22 protein-coding genes and 2 riboswitches are annotated in these 25,135 nt (G+C 37.8%); of the genes, 9 read left to right on the top strand and 13 right to left on the bottom strand.

Features of this window, described 5'->3' with window-relative positions:
- The first annotated feature begins 494 nt into the window (after positions 1-494).
- Together IE339_RS02930 and IE339_RS02925 are read left to right on the top strand one after the other, a co-directional pair.
- A complete protein-coding gene (locus IE339_RS02930; protein WP_242173390.1) occupies positions 495-1,886 on the top strand; it encodes a peptide MFS transporter in 1,392 nt (463 codons plus the stop codon).
- A 179-nt stretch (positions 1,887-2,065) separates the two neighbouring features.
- The gene (locus tag IE339_RS02925; RefSeq protein ID WP_242173386.1) at positions 2,066-2,506 is read left to right on the top strand and encodes a YtoQ family protein; all 441 of its coding nucleotides are present in this window, start codon (positions 2,066-2,068) and stop codon (positions 2,504-2,506) included.
- Positions 2,507-2,546: 40 nt separating this feature from the next.
- Here the strand turns inward: IE339_RS02925 and IE339_RS02920 are convergent, their stop codons facing one another.
- The 3 genes from IE339_RS02920 to IE339_RS02910 form a co-directional block, all read right to left on the bottom strand.
- Entirely contained in the window at positions 2,547-3,662 is a 1,116-nt protein-coding gene (locus IE339_RS02920) for an AI-2E family transporter (RefSeq protein ID WP_242173384.1), read from the bottom strand.
- A gap of 94 nt (positions 3,663-3,756) precedes the next feature.
- Entirely contained in the window at positions 3,757-5,061 is a 1,305-nt protein-coding gene (locus IE339_RS02915) for a Na+/H+ antiporter NhaC family protein (protein ID WP_242173381.1), read from the bottom strand.
- A gap of 90 nt (positions 5,062-5,151) precedes the next feature.
- A riboswitch (SAM riboswitch) is annotated at positions 5,152-5,256 on the bottom strand.
- 154 nt (positions 5,257-5,410) lie between these two features.
- The gene (locus tag IE339_RS02910; protein ID WP_242173379.1) at positions 5,411-6,988 is read right to left on the bottom strand and encodes a peptide chain release factor 3; all 1,578 of its coding nucleotides are present in this window, start codon (positions 6,986-6,988) and stop codon (positions 5,411-5,413) included.
- Between the two features lie 342 nt (positions 6,989-7,330).
- Here IE339_RS02910 and IE339_RS02905 point away from each other — a divergent pair, with 342 nt between their 5' ends.
- A complete protein-coding gene (locus tag IE339_RS02905; RefSeq protein WP_242173375.1) occupies positions 7,331-8,227 on the top strand; it encodes a diacylglycerol/lipid kinase family protein in 897 nt (298 codons plus the stop codon).
- 40 nt (positions 8,228-8,267) lie between these two features.
- On the opposite strand, the gene IE339_RS02900 is transcribed toward IE339_RS02905, so the two are convergent.
- Complete coding sequence (locus IE339_RS02900; protein ID WP_242173373.1) at positions 8,268-9,545, bottom strand: glutamate/proton symporter GltT; 1,278 nt, start codon at positions 9,543-9,545, stop codon at positions 8,268-8,270.
- A gap of 179 nt (positions 9,546-9,724) precedes the next feature.
- Positions 9,725-11,044, bottom strand: coding sequence for a TrkH family potassium uptake protein (locus IE339_RS02895; RefSeq protein WP_242173371.1), 1,320 nt, complete (start codon positions 11,042-11,044; stop codon positions 9,725-9,727).
- A 118-nt stretch (positions 11,045-11,162) separates the two neighbouring features.
- A riboswitch (cyclic di-AMP (ydaO/yuaA leader) is annotated at positions 11,163-11,302 on the bottom strand.
- 149 nt (positions 11,303-11,451) lie between these two features.
- On the opposite strand from IE339_RS02895, the gene IE339_RS02890 reads away from it, so the two are divergent.
- The gene (locus IE339_RS02890) at positions 11,452-11,925 is read left to right on the top strand and encodes a DUF3920 family protein (protein WP_242173369.1); all 474 of its coding nucleotides are present in this window, start codon (positions 11,452-11,454) and stop codon (positions 11,923-11,925) included.
- A gap of 44 nt (positions 11,926-11,969) precedes the next feature.
- Here the strand turns inward: IE339_RS02890 and IE339_RS02885 are convergent, their stop codons facing one another.
- Positions 11,970-13,667, bottom strand: a complete 1,698-nt coding sequence (locus tag IE339_RS02885; protein WP_242173367.1) for an NAD-dependent malic enzyme — start codon at positions 13,665-13,667, stop codon at positions 11,970-11,972.
- A gap of 412 nt (positions 13,668-14,079) precedes the next feature.
- Here IE339_RS02885 and IE339_RS02880 point away from each other — a divergent pair, with 412 nt between their 5' ends.
- The 3 genes from IE339_RS02880 to IE339_RS02870 all read left to right on the top strand — a co-directional run bounded on the left by IE339_RS02880 (position 14,080) and on the right by IE339_RS02870 (position 17,051).
- The gene (locus tag IE339_RS02880) at positions 14,080-15,903 is read left to right on the top strand and encodes an APC family permease (protein ID WP_242173365.1); all 1,824 of its coding nucleotides are present in this window, start codon (positions 14,080-14,082) and stop codon (positions 15,901-15,903) included.
- Positions 15,904-16,031: 128 nt separating this feature from the next.
- Positions 16,032-16,646 carry a PH domain-containing protein gene (locus IE339_RS02875; protein ID WP_242173363.1) on the top strand — a complete coding sequence of 205 codons (615 nt, stop codon included), beginning with the start codon at positions 16,032-16,034 and terminating at the stop codon, positions 16,644-16,646.
- A gap of 81 nt (positions 16,647-16,727) precedes the next feature.
- Positions 16,728-17,051, top strand: coding sequence for an ArsR/SmtB family transcription factor (locus tag IE339_RS02870; RefSeq protein ID WP_053400659.1), 324 nt, complete (start codon positions 16,728-16,730; stop codon positions 17,049-17,051).
- A gap of 41 nt (positions 17,052-17,092) precedes the next feature.
- Here IE339_RS02870 and IE339_RS02865 read toward each other — a convergent pair whose 3' ends face one another.
- Entirely contained in the window at positions 17,093-18,010 is a 918-nt protein-coding gene (locus IE339_RS02865) for a cation diffusion facilitator family transporter (RefSeq protein ID WP_242173361.1), read from the bottom strand.
- Positions 18,011-18,166: 156 nt separating this feature from the next.
- Positions 18,167-19,522 (bottom strand): arsenic transporter, encoded by a 1,356-nt coding sequence (locus tag IE339_RS02860; protein WP_242173359.1) that lies wholly within the window; start codon positions 19,520-19,522, stop codon positions 18,167-18,169.
- A 434-nt stretch (positions 19,523-19,956) separates the two neighbouring features.
- Here IE339_RS02860 and IE339_RS02855 point away from each other — a divergent pair, with 434 nt between their 5' ends.
- Complete coding sequence (locus tag IE339_RS02855) at positions 19,957-20,244, top strand: hypothetical protein (protein WP_242173356.1); 288 nt, start codon at positions 19,957-19,959, stop codon at positions 20,242-20,244.
- A gap of 92 nt (positions 20,245-20,336) precedes the next feature.
- Entirely contained in the window at positions 20,337-21,047 is a 711-nt protein-coding gene (locus IE339_RS02850; protein WP_242173353.1) for an FTR1 family iron permease, read from the top strand.
- A gap of 62 nt (positions 21,048-21,109) precedes the next feature.
- On the opposite strand, the gene IE339_RS02845 is transcribed toward IE339_RS02850, so the two are convergent.
- The 5 genes from IE339_RS02845 to yhbH all read right to left on the bottom strand — a co-directional run bounded on the left by IE339_RS02845 (position 21,110) and on the right by yhbH (position 24,900).
- On the bottom strand, positions 21,110-21,379 hold the full coding sequence (locus IE339_RS02845; RefSeq protein ID WP_242173351.1) for a DUF4176 domain-containing protein: 270 nt from the start codon (positions 21,377-21,379) through the stop codon (positions 21,110-21,112).
- 14 nt (positions 21,380-21,393) lie between these two features.
- Entirely contained in the window at positions 21,394-21,591 is a 198-nt protein-coding gene (locus IE339_RS02840; RefSeq protein ID WP_242173349.1) for a hypothetical protein, read from the bottom strand.
- A 14-nt stretch (positions 21,592-21,605) separates the two neighbouring features.
- The gene (locus IE339_RS02835) at positions 21,606-22,934 is read right to left on the bottom strand and encodes an LXG domain-containing protein (protein ID WP_242173347.1); all 1,329 of its coding nucleotides are present in this window, start codon (positions 22,932-22,934) and stop codon (positions 21,606-21,608) included.
- Between the two features lie 19 nt (positions 22,935-22,953).
- Entirely contained in the window at positions 22,954-23,349 is a 396-nt protein-coding gene (locus IE339_RS02830) for a hypothetical protein (protein ID WP_242173345.1), read from the bottom strand.
- Positions 23,350-23,727: 378 nt separating this feature from the next.
- The gene (yhbH, locus tag IE339_RS02825; protein ID WP_053400654.1) at positions 23,728-24,900 is read right to left on the bottom strand and encodes a sporulation protein YhbH; all 1,173 of its coding nucleotides are present in this window, start codon (positions 24,898-24,900) and stop codon (positions 23,728-23,730) included.
- Positions 24,901-25,135: the final 235 nt, after the last annotated feature.

Below are 25,135 nucleotides of genomic sequence, written 5' to 3'. Positions count from 1 at the left end.
AACATTCGGCTTCATTTTGCCCTTCTGCTTCTTACATATCTTCCGTAAAAATGAGCAAACTATTGCTACAGATCATCAATTTGATGTTGAAAATTTTTTTGATTCATTTTTACATAAACGTGTAATAAACTTTTTTCTAAAAAATTTTCAAGACTTAACTATTCCCTAACCTTACTATTATCAACGCTTTAGCGCGATCACGTAAATAAAAATACATTTTTTTTAATAATCATCGTATTGACGAATTTTAAGTATATTGATATATTAATAATTAATTTACAAATAAAATAATTAATGCTAAATTATTTTACAGGTAACACTTTTTGATTTTTTGAATTGTCTGAATTATTCTTTTATATCAAAAGGTTTTAGACAATCATTTTTTTCGGTGTTTATTTACAGAATATTCATTAACATTATCTCTGAATAATTATATTAATGAATAATATTTTGTAAATTCAAATAATTCATTCGTCATAGAGGAGGCAGAAGATATGGAAGCAGCTGTGGAAAAAGCGCCTGTTGGAGAACAACAGCCAAAGAAAAAGCATCCACCTGGTCTTTATTTATTATTCCTAACAGAGATGTGGGAACGTTTTAGTTATTATGGGATGAGAGCCATTCTTGTTCTCTACCTTACAACTGAATTAATCAGTGGAGGACTCGGCTTTGAGAAAGCGACTGCTCTACAAATTTATGGGTTCTTTACTGGAGCCGTATATATAACGCCAATCATTGGTGGGTATTTATCAGACCGTTTCTTAGGTCAGCGTCTAGCGATTACAATCGGTGGTATCATAATGGCAGCCGGAAACTTTGTATTATTCGCTTATCAAAGTAAAGAAGTGTTTTACCTTGGTCTTGCATTACTGATTATCGGTAACGGATTCTTTAAACCAAATATTTCTACAATCGTTGGTGAGCTTTACGGACCAAATGATAGCCGTCGTGACGGTGCCTTTACGATTTTCTATATGGGTATTAACTTAGGAGCTGTGTTCGCACCGCTTGTGTGTGGGTACTTAGCTGAAACATACTTTAAAACAACAATTAATGGTGTTGTTCACTACGGATTCAAATATGGATTCCTAGCAGCATGTATCGGTATGATCGTAGGTCAAATTTTATTCAATGTATTAGGAAATCGCTTCTTAGGTGACATTGGGAAAACACCTACTGGAAAACCACAAAAATCAGCTGAGCACGTAGCAAAAGAAAAACAACCACTAACAAAAAAAGAAAAACAGCGTACGGCTGTTATCTTAATTCTTGCTTGTTTCGTTGTCTTCTTCTGGGCAGGATTTGAACAAGCTGGTTCGTCATTAACACTGTATACGCAAGACTTTATTGATCGTACAATCTTTGGATGGGAAGTTCCGATTTCTTGGTTCCAATCTTTAAACCCATTCTTCATCATTGTACTAGCACCACTATTCTCAATGCTATGGTTCAAATTAGGGAATTCAAAACGCGGTGACTTAAAAATTCCAACGAAAATGGCCTTTGGTCTTATTTTCCTAGGTGTAGGATTCATGGTATTACTACTTGCAGTTATGCAAACAGGTGGTAGTGCAGGTGAAATGACAACAAAAGCAAACATGCTATTTATTGTTATGACTTACTTCTTCCATACAGTTGGGGAATTAATGCTTTCTCCAGTTGGATTATCAATGGTAAGTAAAATCGCGCCAATTAAATTAGCTTCACTATTAATGGGTGTTTGGTTATCAAGCTCAGGTGTAGCAAACGTTGTCGCTGGTCAATTAGCTTCAACAACAGAATCATTAGGATTCTTTGAGGTATTTGGAATCATCGGTATTGCGGTTATCGTAGCCGGATTACTTCTGCTTCTTCTATCTAAGAAGTTAACAGCAATGATGGAATAACTAAAAGGACGGATTTCTTCCGTCCTTTTTTTATTCTCCTATTCCCTCCTCAAAATGCTTCTTTTCTACTCGACATATTTCCCTAGAAATATTTTAAAACCGAATATTTTCTTCCATTTACGACATAAGTTTGAGCTTCTTGTCTGATGAGGTAAACTATATAAAAAGGAGGAAATAAAATGAAGCTAACCGTTTATTTAGCTGGACAAATTCATGATAACTGGAGAGACGAACTTAAACAGCATGCGAAAGAGCAAAACTTGCCGATTGATTTTGTGGGACCAATGGAAAATCATGATCGTTCCGATAATATCGGCGAAGAGATTTTAGGAAAGCAGCCAAACGCTATATTAAAAGATGAAGCGGCTTCGTCTTTCAATAATTTCCGTACGACAATCTTGATGAGTAAAGCGGATGTTGTGATAGCTCTATTTGGTGAAAAGTATAAACAGTGGAATACTGCTATGGATGCATCAGCCGCTATAAGCCTCGGTAAACCGCTCATTTTAATCCGACCACAGGAATTTCATCATGCGCTAAAAGAGCTCTCTAATAAGGCAAATATCGTTGTAGAAACCCCCACACAGGCCTTACAAGCTTTGTCCTATGTCTTTGAATAACAAACAAATGAGGATAGCCACAACTGGCTATCCTCGACTTTTAAAGCTCGATATCTTCGTTACGCAGTCCTTTTTTGTATTGAGAGCGTAGCTTAACAAACTTCGCGATATTTAACACAATCGTTTTGGAAACCGCATAAACCGGAACACCTAAGATCATTCCTAAAATCCCTGCCAAGTTACCTGCTACTAATAAAATAATAATAATCGTAAGCGGATGTAAATCTAGTCGTTTGCCGATTACAAGCGGGGAAATAAAGTTCCCATCTAACTGCTGTACGACTACGATTACCACAATAACGAGAATCGCTAGCGTTGGCGAGCCAAAAAGCCCGATAACAACGGCTGGAGCTGCTCCAATAAATGGCCCTACATATGGAATGATATTCGTAATTGCACCAAGTATCGCAAGCACTAAACCGTAAGGAAGTCCGATGATTAAGTACCCTATATACGTACATACTCCAACGAAAATACAAACAATAATTTGGCCTTGAATGTAAGTTGCAAGCGTCTCACCTGTATCATCAATAATTGTTAAGCCTTGCTTGCGATAGGTTTGAGGAAGAAAACGAATAAGCGCATTCGGAAACTTGTGACCATCTTTCAGCATATAGAATAGAATAAACGGCACTGTTACAATCGTTAATGTGATATTCGTAATCACACCAAAAATGGTAGCAAGACTGGATGTAATGTTTTTCGTGAAGTTAGAAAAGAAATCAACCAATGAATTTTCTACTTTTTTAATGGAAACATAGTCCTGTGTTACAATCCATTTAAACCCTTTTGAATTCGATAAATCATTTATTAACGTACGAATTTGGTCCACATACTGCGGCATATTGTCCGCTAGATCTGTCACCTGTTTTGATAGTGCTGGCCCTACAAGCGCTCCTAAAAGCGTCACTAATCCTACAAAAATGGCATACAGGATAATAATTGCGAGTGCCTTCGGAATTTTAATTTTTTCAAGCAGTCGTACAATTGGAATAAAAAGAAAATACAAAAATCCTGAAATAAGAACAGGAAAAAATAATGTACTGACAAATGTTCCAATTGGTTTAAAGATAAAGGATATTTGTGTACTCACAAATATAATTAGAACAATAAGTAAAATTTCAAATGTCCAAAACTGCAGCTTCGATTTAAACAATACAAATCTCCTCTCCATGCTTTTCTACTTATCAAAATTATAGCAGTAAATTTCATAATTTAAACAAAAAAGAAGCAGGATACCCTGCTTCTTTTTAAATCCCGCTCGTTTCTTTTGAACGCTTCAGTTTTGGATAGCCTGTAGCAATAGATAGAATACCACAAATAGCAATTAAAATTGGATAGAACGAATATGGCAGTACACTAATTGGTGAGATAGAAGCTAACTGTGCAACGGTCAGTAACTGTGCACCGTATGGGATTAGCCCCTGCATACTACATGAGAAAATATCCAAAATACTTGCCGATTTACGATTATCAATACCATATTGGTCTGCAATTTTCTTCGCTAAAGGACCCACGGTAATAATGGAAATCGTATTGTTCGCTGTTGCTAGATCTGTTGCACTTACTAAGCCAGCCATCCCAAATTGTGCTCCTTTTGGAGAACGAATTTTTCTAGTTAAGGTATTGAGCAAGTACTGAATACCTCCATTATGATTGATCAGTTCAACCATACCACCGATTAGTAGAGCTAAGATAATCAGCTCTGACATTCCAAAAATACCGTCTGTCATTTTCTGAAACAGGCTTGAAAGTGTATAAGAACCGTCTGCTAATCCAATAATTCCAGCCAGGATGACTCCTCCCGATAAAATAACAAGAACGTTCAATCCAAACAGTGCTGCAACTAAAACACCAATGTAAGGAATAATTTTCACCCAATTAAAATCTTTTATATCAATTTGTGAATGTGCACCGGATGCGACAAAAAACAAAATAACGATTGTAATAAGAGCCGCTGGCAAGACGATTAGAAAGTTCATTTTAAACTTATCCGTCATTTTTGTTTTCTGTGTTCGAACTGCTGCGATTGTCGTATCTGAAATCACGGATAAGTTGTCACCAAACATCGCCCCGCCTACGACAGCAGCCATACATAATGCCACATTAATATCTACTTGATGGCTAATTCCTACACCGATTGGAGCTAAAGCGGTAATAGTCCCCATGGATGTTCCCATGGCTAATGAAATGAATGCTCCAATAATAAAGAGACCTACAATTAACAAGTTTTGTGGAATCACTGTAAGAGCAAGATTAACAGTCGACTCTACTGCTCCCATTCCCTTTGCCGTTTCAGCAAAAGCACCTGCTAAAATATAAATAAATACCATAATCATAATATCAGGGTGTCCTGCTCCTTTAGCAAAACGTTCCATCTTAACCGTTAGCGAATCCTTTCGATTCATCACTAACGCGACAGCCGACGCAATCAAGATCGCCACGACCACGGGAAGCTTATAAAAGTCACCTGTAATCACACCTGAACCTATAAATAAAGCAAGAAATATAAATAACGGCAGAAGCGCCCATGGATTACTTTTTGTTTCCGTCATACGTTCCTTCACCTCTCCTTTTAATTTGCACGAAAAAAGCCTCTTCTTATACGTAAGAAGAGGCCTTATGACAATTTATAAGAAATCCTCTTCTTATTTCTCAGGGTAATCCCTGCTGGATTTGGCACAGCACTTCGTTCTAAGTCCGCTGCCGAGACATCGTAGGGCCAGTCCCTCCGTCTCTCTCAATAAGAAGAATTCGTTTATGCATTTGTTTGAATACTTGTCCTACTCTATAATGTTTGCTCCAAAATGTCAAATGCTATTTTGAAATAATTATTATTTTTTAATTCTTAATTTTCGGATAAATAAAGAAAAGTTCAGGAGCAAACGCCCCTGAACTTCAATATTATACTTCGAAAATATTCAACAATTTAACATCTGGGTATTTGTCTTGGAAGAGACGGAAGACAAATTCATTTTCAAACAGCAATACGCTATGGTCATCACGATCTTCGACATGTAATACACGAGAATCGGTCATGCCATCTTTCAACTGCTTTTTATCAACCCAGCGTGCAATACTATGCTGCATTCTGCTGAATTCAATATCAACATTGTATTCAGCTTTCATACGATGCTCAAATACTTGGAACTGTAGCTCCCCTACTGCTCCTAGGATCAGATCGTTGAAATAAGGCGTACGATAAAGCTGTACAGCTCCTTCTTGCACGAGCTGTGTAATCCCTTTTTCAAAATGCTTATGCTTCATCGCATTTTTAACACGTACCTTTGCAAAAAGCTCCGGTGGGAATTTCGGTAGCGGCTCAAATTTGAACACTTGACCTTCTCCGATAATTGTATCACCAATTTGGTAGTTCCCTGCATCATATAGCCCGATGATATCCCCTGGATAAGCTTCATCAACCGTTTCACGACTAGAAGCTAAGAACTGGTGAGACTGTGCCAATTTCATTTTTCGCTCCGTACGAGCAAGCGTTACGTTCATTCCACGTTCAAATTTTCCAGAACATACACGAACAAATGCAATGCGGTCGCGGTGAGCTGGGTTCATGTTTGCTTGAATTTTAAAGATAAATCCTGAGAAATCTTTGTATTCAGGCGTAATTTCTCCAATGCTTGAATTTCTTGGTTGGGGTGGAGACGTTAAGTTTAAAAATGCATCAAAGAACGATTGAACACCAAAGTTTGCAATCGCGCTTCCGAAGAATACAGGCGTAAGCTCTCCAGCTTTCACTTTTTCAACGGAGAAATCATTACCCGCTTCGTCTAAAAGAGAAATCTCATCTTTAAGCGTTTCTACGTATTCAGGAGTCACGTTTTGAAGCACTTCATCGCTTGCTTCTTTACCGTCGAAATCTACGTGGAATGAATCTTCGTTTCCGCGATAAATCTCAATTTTTTTCGTAAAGCGGTCATACGTACCTTGGAATCGTTTTCCCATTCCAATTGGCCACGTAACAGGGTATGATTCAATTTCTAACACGTCTTCAATCTCCTCTAACAATTCCAGAGGGTCTTTTCCTTCACGGTCTAGTTTGTTGATAAACGTCAGAATAGGAATTCCACGCATACGACAAACCTTAAATAATTTAAGAGTTTGCTCCTCGATCCCTTTTGTTCCGTCAATTACCATTACTGCGCTATCTACGGCTGTTAACGTACGGTACGTATCCTCACTGAAATCTTGGTGACCTGGTGTATCAACAATATTAATATGATGATCGCTGTAAGAAAATTGCATAACACTTGAAGTAACGGAAATTCCACGCTGCTTCTCAATTTCCATCCAATCTGAGGTTGCATACTTTCCGCTTTTTTTCGCTTTAACTGTACCAGCGGAACGAATCATTCCCCCAAGCAACAACAGTTTCTCAGTAAGCGTTGTTTTCCCGGCATCTGGATGTGAAATGATCGCAAACGTACGTCGTCCATCAATAATATCTTTCATTTTTTCAGTACTCATATATATCTCCATTTCTTTTAAGTTGTTCTTTTAATGTATGATCAGTATACCCAATTTGGGCACCGCTTTTAAATTATACATCACTTTTTGTTGTGAAAGAAGCGGTCAAGTTCAGAAAGGAAATAAACACCTTATCCTTTGCTCGTTCGAACCAGCGACTTCTTGTATTCAATTGCTTGGGAGTCTTGACTTTTATTACATTTATATAAGAAATCATCTCTATGTATCATAATCATAATAGTTTAAAAGTCACCGAAAAAGGAAAAACAAAAGAATGACTGTAAACAAGAGCACATACGCTCGTTTTGAAATAACATACTCTGTCACGGAGGATCGTAAACGATGGAAAATCAAACAGATCAAGCCCTTGTAATCATTAATCCAAAAGCCGGAAACGGTAATTTAGTGAATTCTTTAAAGGACATTTTGCCTGAGCTATCAATGAAATATAACGACTTAAAAATTCTCCATACGAAAAAAGAAGGCGATGCAAAAGAGTTTTGTCGGCAATACGGAGAGCACGTAAGCACAGTAATTGTCTTTGGCGGCGATGGAACGGTCTTTGAATGTACCAACGGGCTAGCTCCCCTTCATAAGCGCCCAACGCTCGCGATTATTCCGGGTGGAACATGCAATGACTTCTCACGGACGTTAGGGATTCCGCAAAATATTAAACAGGCTGTTCAAACGATCGTCCAAGGCTATACGACGCACGTAGACGTAGCTCAAGCAAACGAGCATTATTTTCTTAACTTTTTGGGAATGGGATTAGTTGAGGAAGTTTCCAAAAATATTGACCCAAATGAAAAATCATTGTTCGGAAAGCTAGGCTATTATTTAAGTACTCTTCGAACGTTAAAAGAGGCCGATACGCTCAACGTAAGCGTAACAGTTGATGGACAGCAATATAATGAAGAATTAGTCATGCTCCTAATTGGGAACGGAGAATATATAGGAGGAATGTCTTCCTTCATTCCGAATGTGTCATATAATGATGGAACACTTGATATTCTAATGGTAAAAAATACGGATCTTCAAACATTAAAAGAATTTTTTTCTTCTCGTATTTTTAACCAAGAGTTTAGTGAAAATATCATTCATGTCCAAGGAACATCGATTGATATTCAGACCTTACAGCCACACTCCATTGATACAGATGGCGAACACGTCTTAGAAACGCCTTGTAAAATTCAGCTGTTGCCGGGGCATTTTCAAATGATCGCGAATCCCGTAGAATGAAAAAATCCGTCACGTACCGTGACGGATTTCTTCCTATTTATTAAGATACTTTTTCTTGATAAGAATTTGTCATAATCTCAGTTCCCTTTTGAGGGTTATAAACGCCTTCCCATTTTGACATGACAACAGCTGCTAGTGCGTTACCTGTCAAGTTCACTACTGTACGTCCCATATCAAGGATACGGTCCACTCCAGCGATAAATGCAAGTCCTTCAGGAGGCACGCCGATCGTACCAAGCGTTGCAAGAAGTACAACTAATGAAGCTCCTGGAACAGCCGCCATTCCTTTTGATGTAAGCATCAGCATTAAGATTAATGTAAGCTGCTGGGCGATACTTAAATCAATGCCATACACTTGCGCAAGGAATAAAGAAGCAATGGCCTGATACAATACGGCCCCATCTAGGTTAAAGGAATAACCTACTGGAATAACAAAGGAAACAATCGCTTTTGGACATCCTAGTTTTTCCATTTTCTCCATTACTCGTGGTAGTACTGTTTCAGAGCTTGATGTACTAAAGGCAAGCAACAGCTCGTCCTTCATGTAGCGTAAAAACTTAAAGATATTCACTCCACACATTTTAGCCACAAATCCTAATACAACAATTAGGAAGAAAATAAGAGCGGCATAAACTAAAATGACAAGCTTTCCTAATGATAGTAATGAATCTACACCAAACTTCGAAACCGTTACACCAATTAGAGCAAATACTCCGATAGGTGCAAATTTCATCACTAGATTTACAACATAGAACATGGCATGTGACGTGGCTTCAAAGAATTGTAAGATTGGTTTTCCTCTTTCTCCGATCGCAGCTACTCCAATACCGAATAGAACAGAGAAGAAGATAATCGCTAAGATGTCTCCTTCAGCAAGAGATTGGAATAAGTTCGTTGGTACAATATGCAAGAACGTCTCTGCCACTGTTTTTTGTTCTTGAGATTTTTCTGTTTCTTGATATTGGCTAATATCTGCTTTCGTACCAGCTTGAAGATCTACCCCGTGTCCAACTTGGAAAATATTCGCTAGTAGTACACCTAAAACAATCGCAAATGTTGTGATGATTTCGAAATAAAGAATCGTTTTTCCACCTAATCGTCCAACATTTTTTCCGCTACCTGTTCCTGCTACACCAACGATTAATGTTGATACAACAATCGGAATAACAATCATTTTAATTAAGCGTAAGAACAAGTCCCCAAAAGGTTTTAAATATGTTTCCACGCCTGGATTCTCATACCAAATAACCCCAACTACTACACCTAGTACTAAACCAATAAGTATCTGTGTTGCAATTCCCAATCTGAGCTTTTTCATAGATGGCCTCCCCCTACATATGTTGTTGTTAATTTATCCTTATTAAAGCGCTACCTATTTCTCTATGGTGAAGAAAGCACTTTTCTAGGTGAATATTGTATGTCTCTTATTCATATTAACAGAATTTTTCCTCTTTTAAGAACAGAAGAAAGGAAAATGGTTCTTACTTCCCAGTTATACTACCCTGCAAGAACATCCTCTTTCGGATAGCGGATTTTAGAGGAATCTCTTCGTGCTAATGAGAATGCTAATGTTAATGGTCCTAACTTACCTAAGAACATAATGAAAATTAGCACTACTTTGCCAATCCATGTGAGATCAAATGTTAACCCCATGGACAATCCAACAGTCCCAAATGCTGAGACGACTTCGTAAACAATTTTTACGAATGGAGCTTTTTCTGTAATACTGAGTATAAAAACGGCGAGTATTACAAACAGGATGCTAATCATCGCGATTGCCAATGATTTAAAAACGAGTTTGTTGTCAATCGAACGCTTGAACGTTGTGATTTCTTCTTTCCCTTTCAGGTACGTAAAAACGGCTAAAACGATGATTATAAAGGTCGTTAACTTAATGCCCCCACCCGTTGAAGCGCTCCCTGCTCCAATGAACATCAAAATAATGGTAAAGAAAGCAGTAGAATCGTTAATTTGGGTAACATCAATCGTGTTAAAACCGGCCGTTCGAGGGCTGACTCCTTGGAAATATGCAGCCCAAAGCTTATCTGACCAGGAAAGTGAACCAAGCGTTTTGGCATTGTTCATTTCCAGCAATAGGATGATGACCATAGCTACGATGTTTAAAACAATAGTACCTACAATCATTAATTTTGAATGTAAGCTCAGCTTGCTGAATGTCCGCTTACGCCAAACATCCGCCATCACCGTAAAGCCCAATCCACCTAAAATCAACAACCCACTTATCGTAAGGTTTACAATCGGATCTCCCACATACTTCATCAGATTATCAGGCCAAAGCCCAAACCCGGCATTGTTAAAAGCAGAGACCGCATGGAAAAGGCTATAATACAACCCTTTTCCCCAACCTAGCTCGGGAACCCAACGAATCGAAAGGAATAGAACCGCAATTCCCTCGATAATAAGTGAGAAAGCAAAAAGCGATCGCACAAGGCGAATGACTCCTCCTATGGTTGTCTGATTTAAGGATTGTTGAATTAGTACGCGCTCCCGAAATCCGATTTTTTTTCCTAAAAACATGAAGAACAAAATAGCGAAAGACATAATTCCAAGTCCGCCAATTTGAATCCAAATCATAATAATGACCTGTCCTACATAGCTGTATGCTGTTCCAGTATCGACTACCACTAATCCCGTCACGGTCATAGCGGATGTAATCGTAAATAGAGAATCAAGCCAGCTAATAGGCTGATTAGAAGAAATTGGCATCTTCAGTAACATAGTACCCAATATGATAAAAACGACAAACGTCAAAATTAAAAACTGTGGTGGACTAATTTTAACCTGGCGTGACAGCAAGTGCCTCTACCTCTTCTCTTCAAGTTTAATTCGTCGAAAAACGGAAATCCTATATTAGCGTATAAAAAAAGACTGGTCCCTAAAGAAAGAACAGTCTTTTTGCGTACAATAAATACAGTCTTTCTCTCAATAAGCATACGAGGTTAGCTGTCGGATTCGGATTTGAGAGTATCCTACCTTTTCAAAAAAAGGATTCACCCCTAGGTACATAGCACCAGGTCGGGTCCCCCGCTCTAATAGATTAAGCTTTATATAATTGAGTTGTTAATATCAAGTTACTATATTAGAAGCAGAATTGTCAATGCACCAAATTTGTACATAAAAAAGTTATTCTATTCATAATATTTCGTAAAATAACCTTTATTTTTAGCATAAAGAAGGGAATATAAAGTGAAAGGAGCTTAACGATGAAAAAAACACTTCGAGAAATACTAGATAAAAGGGGATTTTTTCAAGAATACAACAATTGGTATGTAATGGAAGATTCATTTTCTTGGAATTTAGATATATTGCAACACGAAGTATTTCATTGCATGGAAACATTTATTGACGTTCCGATTGTATTTTGTGACACCTGTGATGCCAATAAAATTGCAGCCGACCTTGGGCAAGAGGAAGTAGAAATCTTCCTTTTTTCTTCCGGTATGTACTGGCGTGAAATTAAGGTCATTTTTATCTTTTCGTTCAATGACTATTATGAACTTCTCCAAACGATTTTCCATGAATTGCGTCACGTGATGCAGGAAGAAATCACTGAATTTTCTACAGCATTTGAAGAAGATAAATATCGCCCGTACAGCGAACGCTTGACAGAAATTGATGCGTTTCATTATGCAGATTATTGCCTTCAAAAATTCATTTTTAGCCATATAGAAAATTAAAGGAGAGCTAAGGATATCAGCCAAAGCTCTCCCCTTTTAAACATTTATTGTGCCTCTACTCGCTTATAGATTGGATGCCACATTGCTTCTTTTACTGCTTTTTCAATATCTTCTACGGGATCTTGAGCAATTCCTTCTTCAATCGCCACTTTCGCCACCGCAATAGCTACCGCTAACGAAACGGAACGAATTTCCTTTACGCTCGGAAGCAGAGAAGCACCAGGTTTACGACTATCCACCATATCACCTACCGCTTTTGCTGCTGCTGCAAACATGCCATCTGTAATTAATTTCGCTTTTACAACGATTGAACCAAGTCCTAGACCTGGGAAAATGAATGCGTTATTTGATTGACCAATCTCATATTCGACACCCTTATAAACAACAGGTTCAAACGGACTTCCCGTCGCAATAAGAGCTTTGCCTTCCGTCCATTCGATGATATTTTCCGGCGTTGCTTCTGCAAGCGATGTAGGATTGGACATTGGCATAATAACAGGACGCTCCACATGTTTTGCCATTTCACGAACGATCGTTTCCGTGAACGCACCAGGCACACCCGATGTCCCGATTAGAATTGTTGGTTTGACATGCTTTATGACATCAAGCAATGAAATAATACCATTTCCATTTCGCTCCCAGTCCTTTACCTCTGTAGCTGGACGCGCATATGGGGTTTGGAACGGAAGTAAATCATCCATATCATCTGTTAAAAGACCTCTTTGATCAATTGCCCAAAAACGTTGATATGCCTCTTCTTCTGAAAGACCGTTTAAGACCATATCTTTTCTCATTTGATCAGCGTTTCCAATACCCGCTGTTCCAGGACCAAAAACGACAATTCGATGATCTTTAAGCTCTGTATTCGTCACCTGAACAGCTGATAAAATAGCCGCTAGTGTGATAGCCCCTGTTCCTTGGATATCATCGTTAAACGTCAAGATTTTGTCCCCATATTTGTCGATAATATTGCGCGCATTGACATTCCCAAAATCCTCCCAATGCAATAGTGCATTCGGGAATAATTCGACCGCCTTTTCCACATAAGCATCAATGAACTGGTCATACTTTTCTCCGCGAATACGCCCATGTCTATTTCCGATGTACAGCGGATCTTCTAATAATTTTTCATTGTTTGTCCCAACATCCAAAACAACAGGAAGAACGCGGCTAGGATCAATTCCTGCTGCCGCTGTATAAACAGCCAGTTTTCCAATTGCAATGTTAATACCGCCAACTCCCCAGTCGCCAATCCCTAAAATACTTTCTGAATCTGTTGCAACAAGCAAATCAATATCATTCGGGTCTACGCCAATGTTGTTGAACGCTTTTTCAATACCATCGACATCGTTGATGGATAAATAAACGCCTCCTGGACGATGATATTCATAACTATATTCTTGAATCGCTTGTCCGACTGTAGGTGTATAAACAATTGGTAGCATTTCGCTTAAATGCTCGGTTAGCAAGCGATAAAAAAGCACCATATTACGGTTATGTAAGTCACTTAGCCAAACATTTTTACGCAGGTTATTCGGCTGTGAATGAAACTGACGATAAGCGCGTTTTACCTGTTCTTCTAAGGTTAGTACTGTTGGAGGTAAAATTCCGTCTAGACCTAATTCCTCCCTCTCCTCTTCTGTAAAAGCTACCCCTTTATTAAGCATAGGAGTAGAAAGAACGTCCTTTCCTCTTAGAGAAGTCTTCATTGATCCGTCATTTGAAAGGTAAAATGTACTCATAGCCACTGCTCCTTCGTTTTATAAGAACTATCTTTTATCATTAATCAACTCGGCGATAGCAAGTTGATGATTCATTTATACTGTTTGCTCAAATAGGATTAGTTAATCCAAACAAATTTTTCAAATGGGGTTACATCATCCCCATCGTCTATCATAATCCTTTTTGAAAAATGTTCAACAATTTTATAGAACATATTTATTATTTTTTTAATGTCGCAAAAAAAAGAGTTACTTTTTAAAAATAATCTGCTACTATATCTGAGGAATTCATGTAGTAAAATTTTGATACATCACAGATCTTATTCCATGAGTTTCGTTTTTTGGAAAAAAGTGAATAAATTAGGCATATTTATTTATCGTTTTTATGAATTGGTTTTTATCTTTGCATTATAATGTGGATGGTGAACTTGATATGTATATGTCACTTAAAAGACTATTAATTGGAAAGCCGTTAAAAACAAGGGAGCTAGGTGAACAACGCCTGAACAAATCAAAGGCTTTGGCGATCCTTTCTTCAGATGCTCTATCGTCAGTAGCGTATGGTCCTGAGCAAGTACTCATCGTACTCGCTACCATCGGCTTTACAGCTTTTTGGTATTCCTTACCGATTGCTTTAGGAATTTTAATTTTGTTAATTGCGCTCATTTTTTCTTATCGTCAAATTATTTATGCCTATCCACACGGCGGTGGAGCCTACGTCGTTTCCAAAACAAACTTAGGAGAGAAATTTGGTTTAATTGCTGGAGGATCACTGCTCGTAGATTATATTTTAACGGTGTCAGTTAGTGTATCTGCGGGAACAGATGCCATTACGTCTGCTTTTCCTGCCCTACATCAGCACAACGTAGCAATCGCCTGTGTATTAGTTATTTTTATTACCGTATTGAATTTACGTGGCGTTACTGAATCAGCCACGATTTTATCTTATCCGGTTTATCTATTCGTTCTTGGCTTGTTCATTATGATAGGAGTAGGGCTTTTTAATATCGCAACAGGCCATGCGCCTGCTCATGCTCATCCACCTGTAGGTACGTACGTATCCGGAGTTAGCTTATTTCTATTACTTAAAGCTTTTACATCTGGATGTTCAGCTTTAACAGGGGTTGAAGCTGTATCAAATGCCATTCCAAACTTTCAAGAGCCTGCGGCAAAAAATGCGGCTCGTACGCTTATGATGATGGGGCTGCTACTAGCAATCTTATTCTCAGGCATTACATTCCTAGCGTATTGGTATGGAATTTCGCCACGCGGGGAAGAAACGGTTGTTTCTCAAATTGCGTCTGATACGTTTGGACGAGGCACGCTTTATTACTTTATCCAAGTTACAACAGCGATGATTTTAGTTTTAGCGGCAAACACAGGATTCTCAGCGTTCCCTCTTCTTGCCGTTAACTTAGCAACAGATAAATATTTACCGCGTATGTTTTCAATTCGCGGTGATCGCCTAGGTTATTCAAATGGGATTATCATCCTAAGCATTTTATCAATCATTTTGATTGTGGCTTTTCAAGGAAAAACGGAAAACCTTATTCCGCTTTATGCCGTTGGGGTATTTATTCCATTTACACTGTCTCAAACAGGTATGATTCTGAAGTGGATTCGAGAAAAGCCAAAAGGTTGGAAACATCGATTCCTAATTAACCTTTTAGGAGCGCTTATCACGCTGCTTGTTGTATTTATTCTCTTTACAACGAAATTTACGCAAGTATGGCCTGTGCTAATCTTTATGCCACTAATTGTTCTTATGTTTTTACGAATCAAGAGCCATTATGATGCCGTAGGAGATCAACTTCGCATTTATGAAAGCGAAACATCACAGCCAATAAAAGGAAACATTGTCGTTGTACCAGTTGCTGGTATTACAAAAGTGGTTGAAAATTCTCTTGCTTACGCACAGTCCATTGGTGACGAAGTCATTGCGATCTACGTTGCTTTTGACCGAGAAAGTGAACGAAAAATGGAAGAAAAATGGAAAAAATGGAAACCTGAACTTCGTCTTTTCACATTCGTGTCTCAGTACCGAAGCCTCATACGTCCGATGGGTCGAGTTATTGATTTAATTGAGGAAAAAGCTGATAAACATAATTATCAAGTAACCGTGCTTATTCCACAGTTTATTACGAAGAAGAGCTGGCATTACATTTTACACAATCAGTCAGGCGTTCTTCTAAGAACGTATCTACTGTATCGAAAAAATGTAATTGTCACGACAGTTCCGTACTTGTTTAAAAAATAAATTACGTAAAAAAAGGTCGCCCGCAGCGACCTTTTTTATATGTTCCTTTCATGCTCATGCGCTTCTTTTCCTGACACCTGTGCTATAATATTTTTGAATACTCATTTCGTATTGAGAGGATGAATGTAATGTTTGGAAAAGTAGCTGCAGACGTTTTGGGCTTAAGTGATGTAGGCTCTGTCATTACCCCTGATAACTACGATAAGGTTGATTCTGATGATTATATTTTGCACGAAGATAACGAGAAAATTTTCTTTTTAATCAAATCAAAGTCCGACGAATACTGTTTCACAAATAAAGCACTCATTCATTTAGATGGCACTAGCGCAACAAGCAAGAAGCGTATGCTACGCCGATATAACTACCATACAAACAAAATTTCTCACGTTCTTTTAGAAACAGCGGGAACGATTGATTTAGACGTAGAAATTAAATTTATCATTGGCTCTGAAAAATTCTCAATCGATGTTCATAAAAAACATTTAGAGGAACTAAAGGACCTTTACAAGGCATTAATTAAAATTGAAGAGCTTACGCATGAAAATGAAATTGCCCTCGGGCATGCACAGCAAAGCCTTGAGCTTGCGTCTACAACGTTAAGCCGTGTTCAAAGCACAGAAACAGAGTTAGTGGAGCAGTTTAAATCGATTAACAGAGAAGCGTTTAACTGGTTAACACAAACGAAAGCTAAATATTCGGTAAAAGACTTCGGTTTCGTATTTGAGCGTTATATTAATAACTAAAAATGACTGGATTTGCTGAAAAGGATTAGTCTAAAAAGACTAATCCTTTTCATACACATAGTACAGAAAGAGGTGATCTAGATGGAGAAAGATGAACAAAAAGTAGAATCTGCGTTTAGCCTTGATGAAGAAACACTTTTTATGGTTTCCCAAACGTTCAAAGCCTTATCGGACCCTACCCGTTTGCGCATTCTTCACCTTTTATTTGAAGGTGAACACTCAGTGAACGAAATTTCGGAAAAGCTCTCTTTGCTGCAATCAACGGTTTCTCATCAACTGCGCTTCTTAAAGAATTTGAGATTAGTAAAGTTTCGTCGCGAAGGAACGACCCTCTATTATTCACATGATGATCAGCACGTTATTAATTTATTAAAGCAGTCAATTGAGCACGCTCTTCACCACTAAAAAGAGACGATTATTGTCCAAACGCAATAATCGCCTCTTTTTTAGTTACAGCGATCTTCCTTGTTGCAAAATGAATCCGAGCAATCTACCTGAATGGTCGTATGATGGAGCCCGTACTCATCGTGCAGGACGTTATTCACCATTTTTAGAATACTCGCCTGTTCAGTTTGATCCCTTACTACAACGTGACAGCTCAAAGCTGGAAAATCAGACGTGATCGACCAGACATGAAGATCATGTACATCTGAAACAGCAGGAAGCGCTAATAGCGTCTTTTTAATGTCATCTACATCTAGTCCTGGAGGTGCACCCTCCATTAGAATATGAACAGATTCTTTCGTTACTCGAAAGCCGCTTACAAGGATTAAAATCGCCACGATGACACTAGCAAGAGCATCAGCAATCCCCCAGTTAAAGAACATGATCAGAAGTGCCGCTACAATAGCTCCGATCGATCCTAGCATATCTCCGATCACGTGTAAAAAAGCACTTTTAACATTCAGATTTTCGTCTTTATCCCCTCTCATTAAAATATACGCAGTAGCAATATTAATGAGGAGTCCAATAATCGAAATGGTTAACATACCTGAACTTATGACATCGGGCGGATTTGTAAACCGATGATAAGATTCAATAAAAATAAAAATAGCGATTACGATTAAGGCAATTCCGTTTAAAAACGCCGCTAAAATTTCAAATCGTTTGTATCCATATGTCTTGCTGTTTGTTGCTTTTTTTTCACCAAATTTGATGGCCATGTAGCTTAGTCCTAGGGCAACCGCGTCACTAAGCATATGCCCAGCATCTGATAAGAGCGCTAAGCTGTTCGTCCAAACTCCCCCGATTACTTCAATAATCATGTAGGCAGCGATGAGGATAAATGAAAATCCTAGCGCTTTTTTATTGTTGGATCCGTGGTGATGGCCATGACTATGACCGTGTCCGTGCGAATGTGCCATATTCTTTCCCCTCCTTATATGAATATATGCTCATATATTCATTATGGTAAAAAAGCCAAGAAATTTCAAGAGGTTTTATCCCCTTTATTTTCTCAACTTTTTTCACATCTATTCTTGTGAACATCCTTCCATTGCTTTACCCGTTTTTATCAAAGTTTAATAAAAAACGGTTTGCACCCAATAATACAATAAAAACAATGTCACAATTAATGTAGGAGGAATGACAATAAACGAAACGTTTAAATAATCTCGCCATTTTACCTTCACTTTGTTTTCGCGTAAAATATGCATCCACATAAGCGATGCTAGTGTTCCGATTGGTAAAAGTAATGATCCAATATCACTGCCGATAATGTTAGCAAGGTAAATCGTTTTTAAGGTGATTGGATCTAAATTCATGTCTGTAAGGGTGATCGTTCCTATCATTAAAGCCGGATGATTATTAAATAGATTGGATAAAACGGTAACGAGCCCCCCCATAACGAAGCTTGCGAAAAATAGTCCTTCATTCACGATCGGCTCACAAATCTTTACTAAAAACTCCGATAGCCCCGCATTATTTAATCCGTAAATAATAATGTACATGGAAAAAGCAAAAACGAAAATCTGCCACGGCGTCTTTTTCAGAATATCGACTGGATTCGTTCGGAAATAGTACCAACGCCATCCTAACAACACTAATGATCCAACGATTGCTACAATTTGAATAGGAATGGAGAAATAAGAGGCGACAAAGAGTAAACAGCGCATTAAAAATACAAACAACAAGATCTTTAACATAAATTTTGTTCGTTGACTCTTTGTTTCTACTGAAATTTCACCTTTTAATGGGTGAAAATGCTTTACGAAAAACACTTCTTCCATGTTCGATGATAACATTGGGAGCTTTTTAGGTAGCTTCTTTTTTAGAATGAGAAACATTAGTAGCGACATAAAAGCTAGTCCTAACGATGCAGGTACAAACATCATCGCCGTATGCATATACAGGGACATATGCACAATTTTAAGGGCAATTAAATTCACTACATTGCTAACGCCAATAGGTGCACTAGAAGCTGTAGCGATTAACGCTCCACTTAACAGATAAGGAATTTGTTGGTGTGGTTTAAGACGAAGATTTTTAAGAATTAAGATTAAAATAGGCGTCGTAATTAAGATACTGCCATCATTATTAAACAGCAAAGTCATTGAAAAGCAGAATAACTGAATATACCAATATAGGCGATATCCAGATCCCTTTGATAACTGAACAAGTCTTGCAGCAGACCAGTGAAAGAATCCGAATGATTCTAAAATAACCGCCATTACAATCGTAGCAATAATCGTAATGGTTGCACCGCCAATTTTATCAATAATATCTGCAATATCACTCCCCGAAACCATCCCCAAAAGAATGATTACGGCTGCTCCACCAGTCGCCGGCCAAGCTTCATTTAAATTTCCCGGCCTCCAAAAAATAATGAGAGTTGTAATCAAAAAAACACTAATTGCGAGAATCATTTCCGTACTCATGATACAACCTTCCTTCTTCTATCATTTTATAGCCTTTTCTAGTATCCTTCATGGTTATTTACATGAAATAATATGGGTTTGCTCTGCTAATTGTTTTAATAGATTCTCTTATGTTATCTATATTCTTTAGTAGTCAAAAAGGTATAGAACAACTGCCCGAATCGAAAAATATATGCCCCTGTCATCACGTGATAGTTGTCATGAACAGACGAAATGCACTCTCTTGTTCCTCGTGAAACAATTCAGTCAATTTGCACATTTATTTTTGATCCTGGTAAAGGCCTTGTCCTTCCTTACCTTGCTTTAAATGAAAAACAACAGACGGGAAATATTATAGGCACAGTTCTCTTTCATCATGACTTATTTTCAGGTATCACCTTAAACTCAAATCAATCAAAATGCTCTTAATCCTGCGTGATCAAAAAAATAAATACATGGAACTAAGCGACACGATGAACTTATTTGGTCACAAAATCAACCTTTTCTACAACGTTGTAAGCATTCATTCCAACGTGAAAATTCAAGAGAAATTTCAAACGCTAGATTTCGTTCACGCACACATCAAAATTGACATCGAACTGCAGGATTTTACCTTTAAACGTACTCTAACAGAAAGCACGCTTAAAGATATTTCGAATCAGCTTGAACAAATTCTACAAAATCGTGCTGAGATCAGACCATCAGTTAGCGTAAATTTACTTCGAACCGGCTTAATCAATTAATTTTCAAAATAGGATTGACAGAAATCGCTTTCCCTTTTACAATCAAGCTATATGATATTGATAATCGTTATCACTTAAAGAAGTGTATCGGTATGACATCTAGCTTATTGTTGGCGTTTCGAGAAGGCTTAGAAGCCTTTCTAGTAATCGGCATTATTTTGACACAATTAGCGAAAGTGAATAAAAAATCACTTTCCCGCTTCGTATACATAGGAGCAACACTTGGATTAATCGTAAGTATTGTAGTAGGTACCGTTTCATTTAATGAAGCGAAGGAATTAGAAGAAGGATCGGAAGAATTATTTGAAGGTATTATGATGCTCGTTGCATCTGGCTTAATTGCTTACTTTATTTTATGGTTACATCGTAATAGTGACGTATCTGCATCAATTAAATCATCTGTTAACAATACGGCTAGCGGTGTAGGATTATTGATTTTATCCTTTCTTTCCGTCTTCCGTGAAGGAATGGAATTAGTTATTTTCAACCTTACTCAAATTTCTAATCATGCCCCATCCATTGCGACTGGAAGTATAATTGGCATTGTGTTAGCACTCGGTGTTGCTTATTTATTCGTTAAAGCAACGGTAAAATTGCGCCTAAACTGGATCTTTAAAGGCCTTGGTATCCTGCTTATTTTACTTGGAGGAGAACTGTTTGCAGAAGGCTTAGTAAAGCTATTTGAAGGTGGCGGTGAAGCACTTGAAATGATCGCTCTAGCAGTTTTCATCATTCCTTCGCTTTACATTTTATTAAAGAAAGATATTCAAAAGCTTCGCAAATCAAAAAACGTCGCTTTATAATACAAAAAGAGCAAGCACATAATATGTGCTTGCTCTTTTAATGAATTGCTTTAAAATCATTTTTACTCTTTTTGCTCAACAAGCACAGCCTGTAATTCTTTTTCCTGAGCATTTTCATATCCACGGAAAACTACCTCGAAAATACCCTCTTGGTTAAAAAATAAGTTGTACTGATCCGAAATATTACCAATAGGGTAATAACAAGCAACGTAATCCCAAATAACCCCCGTGTCACCTTTTTTTTGGTGACGTCCATAGATCATTAAGAGTTGTTCCCAATCCTTATACTTAACAATTGAACCAATCGGTAACGGATACGCTAAATCCTCCATCTACTCTCACCTTCCTATGTACGCTTAATAACTGCTGAGCCAACCTTGTAAAGAATCAAAAACATAAGGGGCATGACAATCGTAAAAATAATAATTCGAGTAGCTTTTTCACCGACGCTATCCGAAGAAACCAAGTTAAAAAATACTACTAAAACATATCCAACTATAAAAACAATGATTAGCATTCTCTTCCAAAAAAGCATTCTCTCCATAACTATTCCCCTCCCTATTTGAACCCAATCTCCAATCCAACACCAACCAACCCAACACCTGGACCAACTGGCAAATGAATTTTAAATCCAGATTTCCCGGCTTTTACTGATCCTCCAGCTTGACCAAGGGCTGCAGAACCACCTACAAATAATCCGTCATCAGTAAAAGGCAAGGGTATAGTAATTCCTCCGTCATACTTCACTAAAGTAGCTTCTGCTCCTATTTCAATTTCATCCATATTCGCTTTAGCCGATACTTCTGCTGACGCCATTGAAATAGATGCTTCTTCCTTAAGTTCTTCACCAGGTAGGATTTCTTGACTTGTCTCAAACCCTGACTTTACGGTGGTAAAACCTGCTGATCCCCCTGCTAATGTTCCTGCCTTCACTTCGAATCCTACAGCATTTGCATAAAGGGGTCCCTCCGTGTTCTCTATTACAAATGTATCTTTACTGTGTTCTTTTAGAGCATTTGTAAGCGGTCCTAGGGGCTGGGAAGTAGAAGCAGCATTATGAATAGCAGCATTGTTCTTACCAGGGATCTGAGGAGCTACGTAAGGGCTATAATCCTGGTATGCAACCTGAGCTCGCATCTGTTCTTGCTGTTTTTTTATCTCATAAGCTTTTGTTTCTTCGCTCTTTTTCTCAATATAATTCATCGTTTTTTGTTTAGTCTCTTTTTGGACTTTATATGCTTTGTTGCTATGATACTTTTTTGCATCATAATACATAGGCGAAGCCTGCCCATTATTATCAGTCGCTTCTTGTAATGCGTGAATGCTATTGCTTAGCGCTGTAGAAAAAGTCTGTAGTTTGTTATAGTCATTTAACAGAAGAGAATCCAATTCATCCACGCTGCTAATTGTATCTGTTCGTTTCTTTTCTGCATGTTCGATATCGCTTTGAAACGATTCTTTTGAAAAAACACTTAAACTCATAATGTCGGAAATCTTATCAAAAATCGCCTGAAGATCATCTTGCTGCTGATCAATCATATGATTCGCGTTTTCGAGACCAAGTTTTACATTTTCATTTAAGAAATCTGTGTATACAACAGTATTTCCCTCTAGGTTCTTTCCTTCCATTTGGATAGAAATACTATTAAAAAAACTAATATGTGCCTCAATTAAATTGATCCATTGGTCAGCGATTGAGCATTGTTCGTTATAAAACTTTTTGATGTTGTTAGCGCCTTTTCCTTGCAGGCTATCTCCTAAGTTTACGACTTTGAGCATCGCTGACTTTAAAGAGCTTATTTGACTTTTTAATGATTCATAATTTTTCACTCTTGATTGACTAGTTGCAATCAAAGAGCTTGCCTCATATATTTTTCCTGCTGACACCACTACCACCTCTTATCCATTATTTTATTGTTTTCCATTTTAGATTTACGCTTCCACCATGTTCCTTGGCATACACGTAGACTCTATAAGTAGCGGTTTTAGGAATTTCCAATTGTCCATGCTTATGTTCCTCATCTAAAACAGCTAAAACTTTTCCTTTTTCGGTTTCTAAGCGCCCAATTGTAGTTCCTTTTCTAGTGTCTGTTTTGAAGATCATCTCTAGTTTTGTGCCCTTTTTAAAATCCACCTCGCGATAATAAGTTCCAGTAAATTTACTATATTTCCCTTCAATTTCTTCACTGTTAGAACCTATCTTACCTCCAGATATGCTACCTTCACGCACTGTACAGGCACCCAAGACAATTACAATAGATGCAAGTAAGCAGGCATACAAAATTATTTTATAGTTCTTCATTTTTTTCCCTCTCTTTACCTGACATTCAAACTTAATTACCATTTTAAAGAAGCTACTAGCTCCTTACTAGTTATGAAAGAAATAGACAGATCGAACTAGTTGATGTGAAAATTAAAGGAATAATGCAATATTTTATACCCTTTTTTACCATAACAAACACTTAATACCAAAGTAATTTTTATAATTTAAAAGGTCTACCCGTTTTGTTACTCTTTTCCGTTCACTTCTTAGGAAGTTGATCATGTCCCGATCACTGGAAATTAAAATTGTGGCCAATAATAACAAGCTACTTATTATGTAAAAACAGCCAACTACTTCTTCTACAACAATTTTTTCAACTAAAACAGGCACAGGATGCGTCTCCTGTGCCTGTTTCTTTTAGGCGAACCTTGCGTTCTCTTCTTCTTGCTTGAAGAAGCTCTTCATTGCATTAAAAACGTCTGATTTTTGCTTTAAAATATAATAGCTAAATCGATCATCTTGGATATTTTTATAGGCGGACATAAGAGTTGAGTGTCTGTTGTATTGATTAACTTCACCGTATCCAAACATATTGGATACTTTCATCAATTCATTTACAAGCTTGACGCAGCGGGCATTATCAGAGGTTAAATTGTCTCCATCAGAAAAATGGAATGGATAGATATTATAGCGGTCTGGTGAATATTTTTTATCAATAATTTCAAGCGCTTTTCGATATGCGGATGAACAGATCGTTCCTCCACTTTCTCCCTTTGAAAAGAAATCTTCTTCTGAAACGACCTTAGCCTCTGTGTGATGAGCAATAAATTCGATTTCAACCGTTTCGTATTTTGTTCTTAAAAACCTTGTCATCCAAAAGAAAAAGCTTCTCGCCATATACTTTTCCCAAATCCCCATTGATCCGCTTGTGTCCATCATTGCAAGAACAACGGCTTTTGACTCTGGCTTAACGACTTCATTCCACGTTTTGAATTTCAAATCTTCTGGGTAAATTGGATAGAAACTTGCTTTTCCTGTCATGGCATTACGTTTATAAGCGGATAGCATGGTACGCTTCTTATCGATATTTCCCATCAAACCCGTTCGACGAATATCATTAAACTCAATATGTTCCACAATATTCTGGTCACTTTCTTTTCTTTTCAGCTTCGGTAACTCTAACTGTGAAAATAACGCTTCTTCAAGTTCCATTAGCGAAACTTCTGCTTCATAATAATCTTCCCCAGCTTTATCACCAGCTCCTGACCCTTTTCCAGCACCCGGCTGCCCTGAAGAACCATCTCGTGCGACAACATCTCCCACTTTACTGTCGCCATCCCCTTGACCTACATGCTTATTTTTATCGTAATTGTACCGTATACGATACTCATCTAAAGATCTGATCGGAATTTTGACGACGTCTTTTCCGTTAGACATTACGATGCTTTCTTCCGTTATTAAATCAGGCAAATTGTTTTTGATGGCTTCCTGAATTTTTTCCTGATGGCGCTTTTGATCATCATGACCTTTTCGATGGAGGGACCAATCTTCCTTTGATATTGCAAAACTATTATTATCTTCCCCAGTCATACTATTTCCCCTCCTTATAATTGTGGGCTGGTTACTAAACTTATATTGGACAGGCACCTTTTCACACCTGACAGAATATACTATCAAGGATATTTTTCCGATTTCTCTTAAAATAAAGGTTGGTTACTCTATCCTATGCACAAACTCCAAATAATTGACAAATAATTTTGACAATTATTTATGTGGACAAGCTCCCCTTTAGATTCAAAAAGTCGTTATGCTTATTCCGACCAAG

It is taken from the genome of Priestia koreensis (assembly GCF_022646885.1).
GTDB classification, from domain to species: Bacteria; Bacillota; Bacilli; order Bacillales; family Bacillaceae_H; genus Bacillus_AG; species Bacillus_AG koreensis_A.
This window is presented reverse-complemented; position numbering and strand designations above follow the sequence as displayed.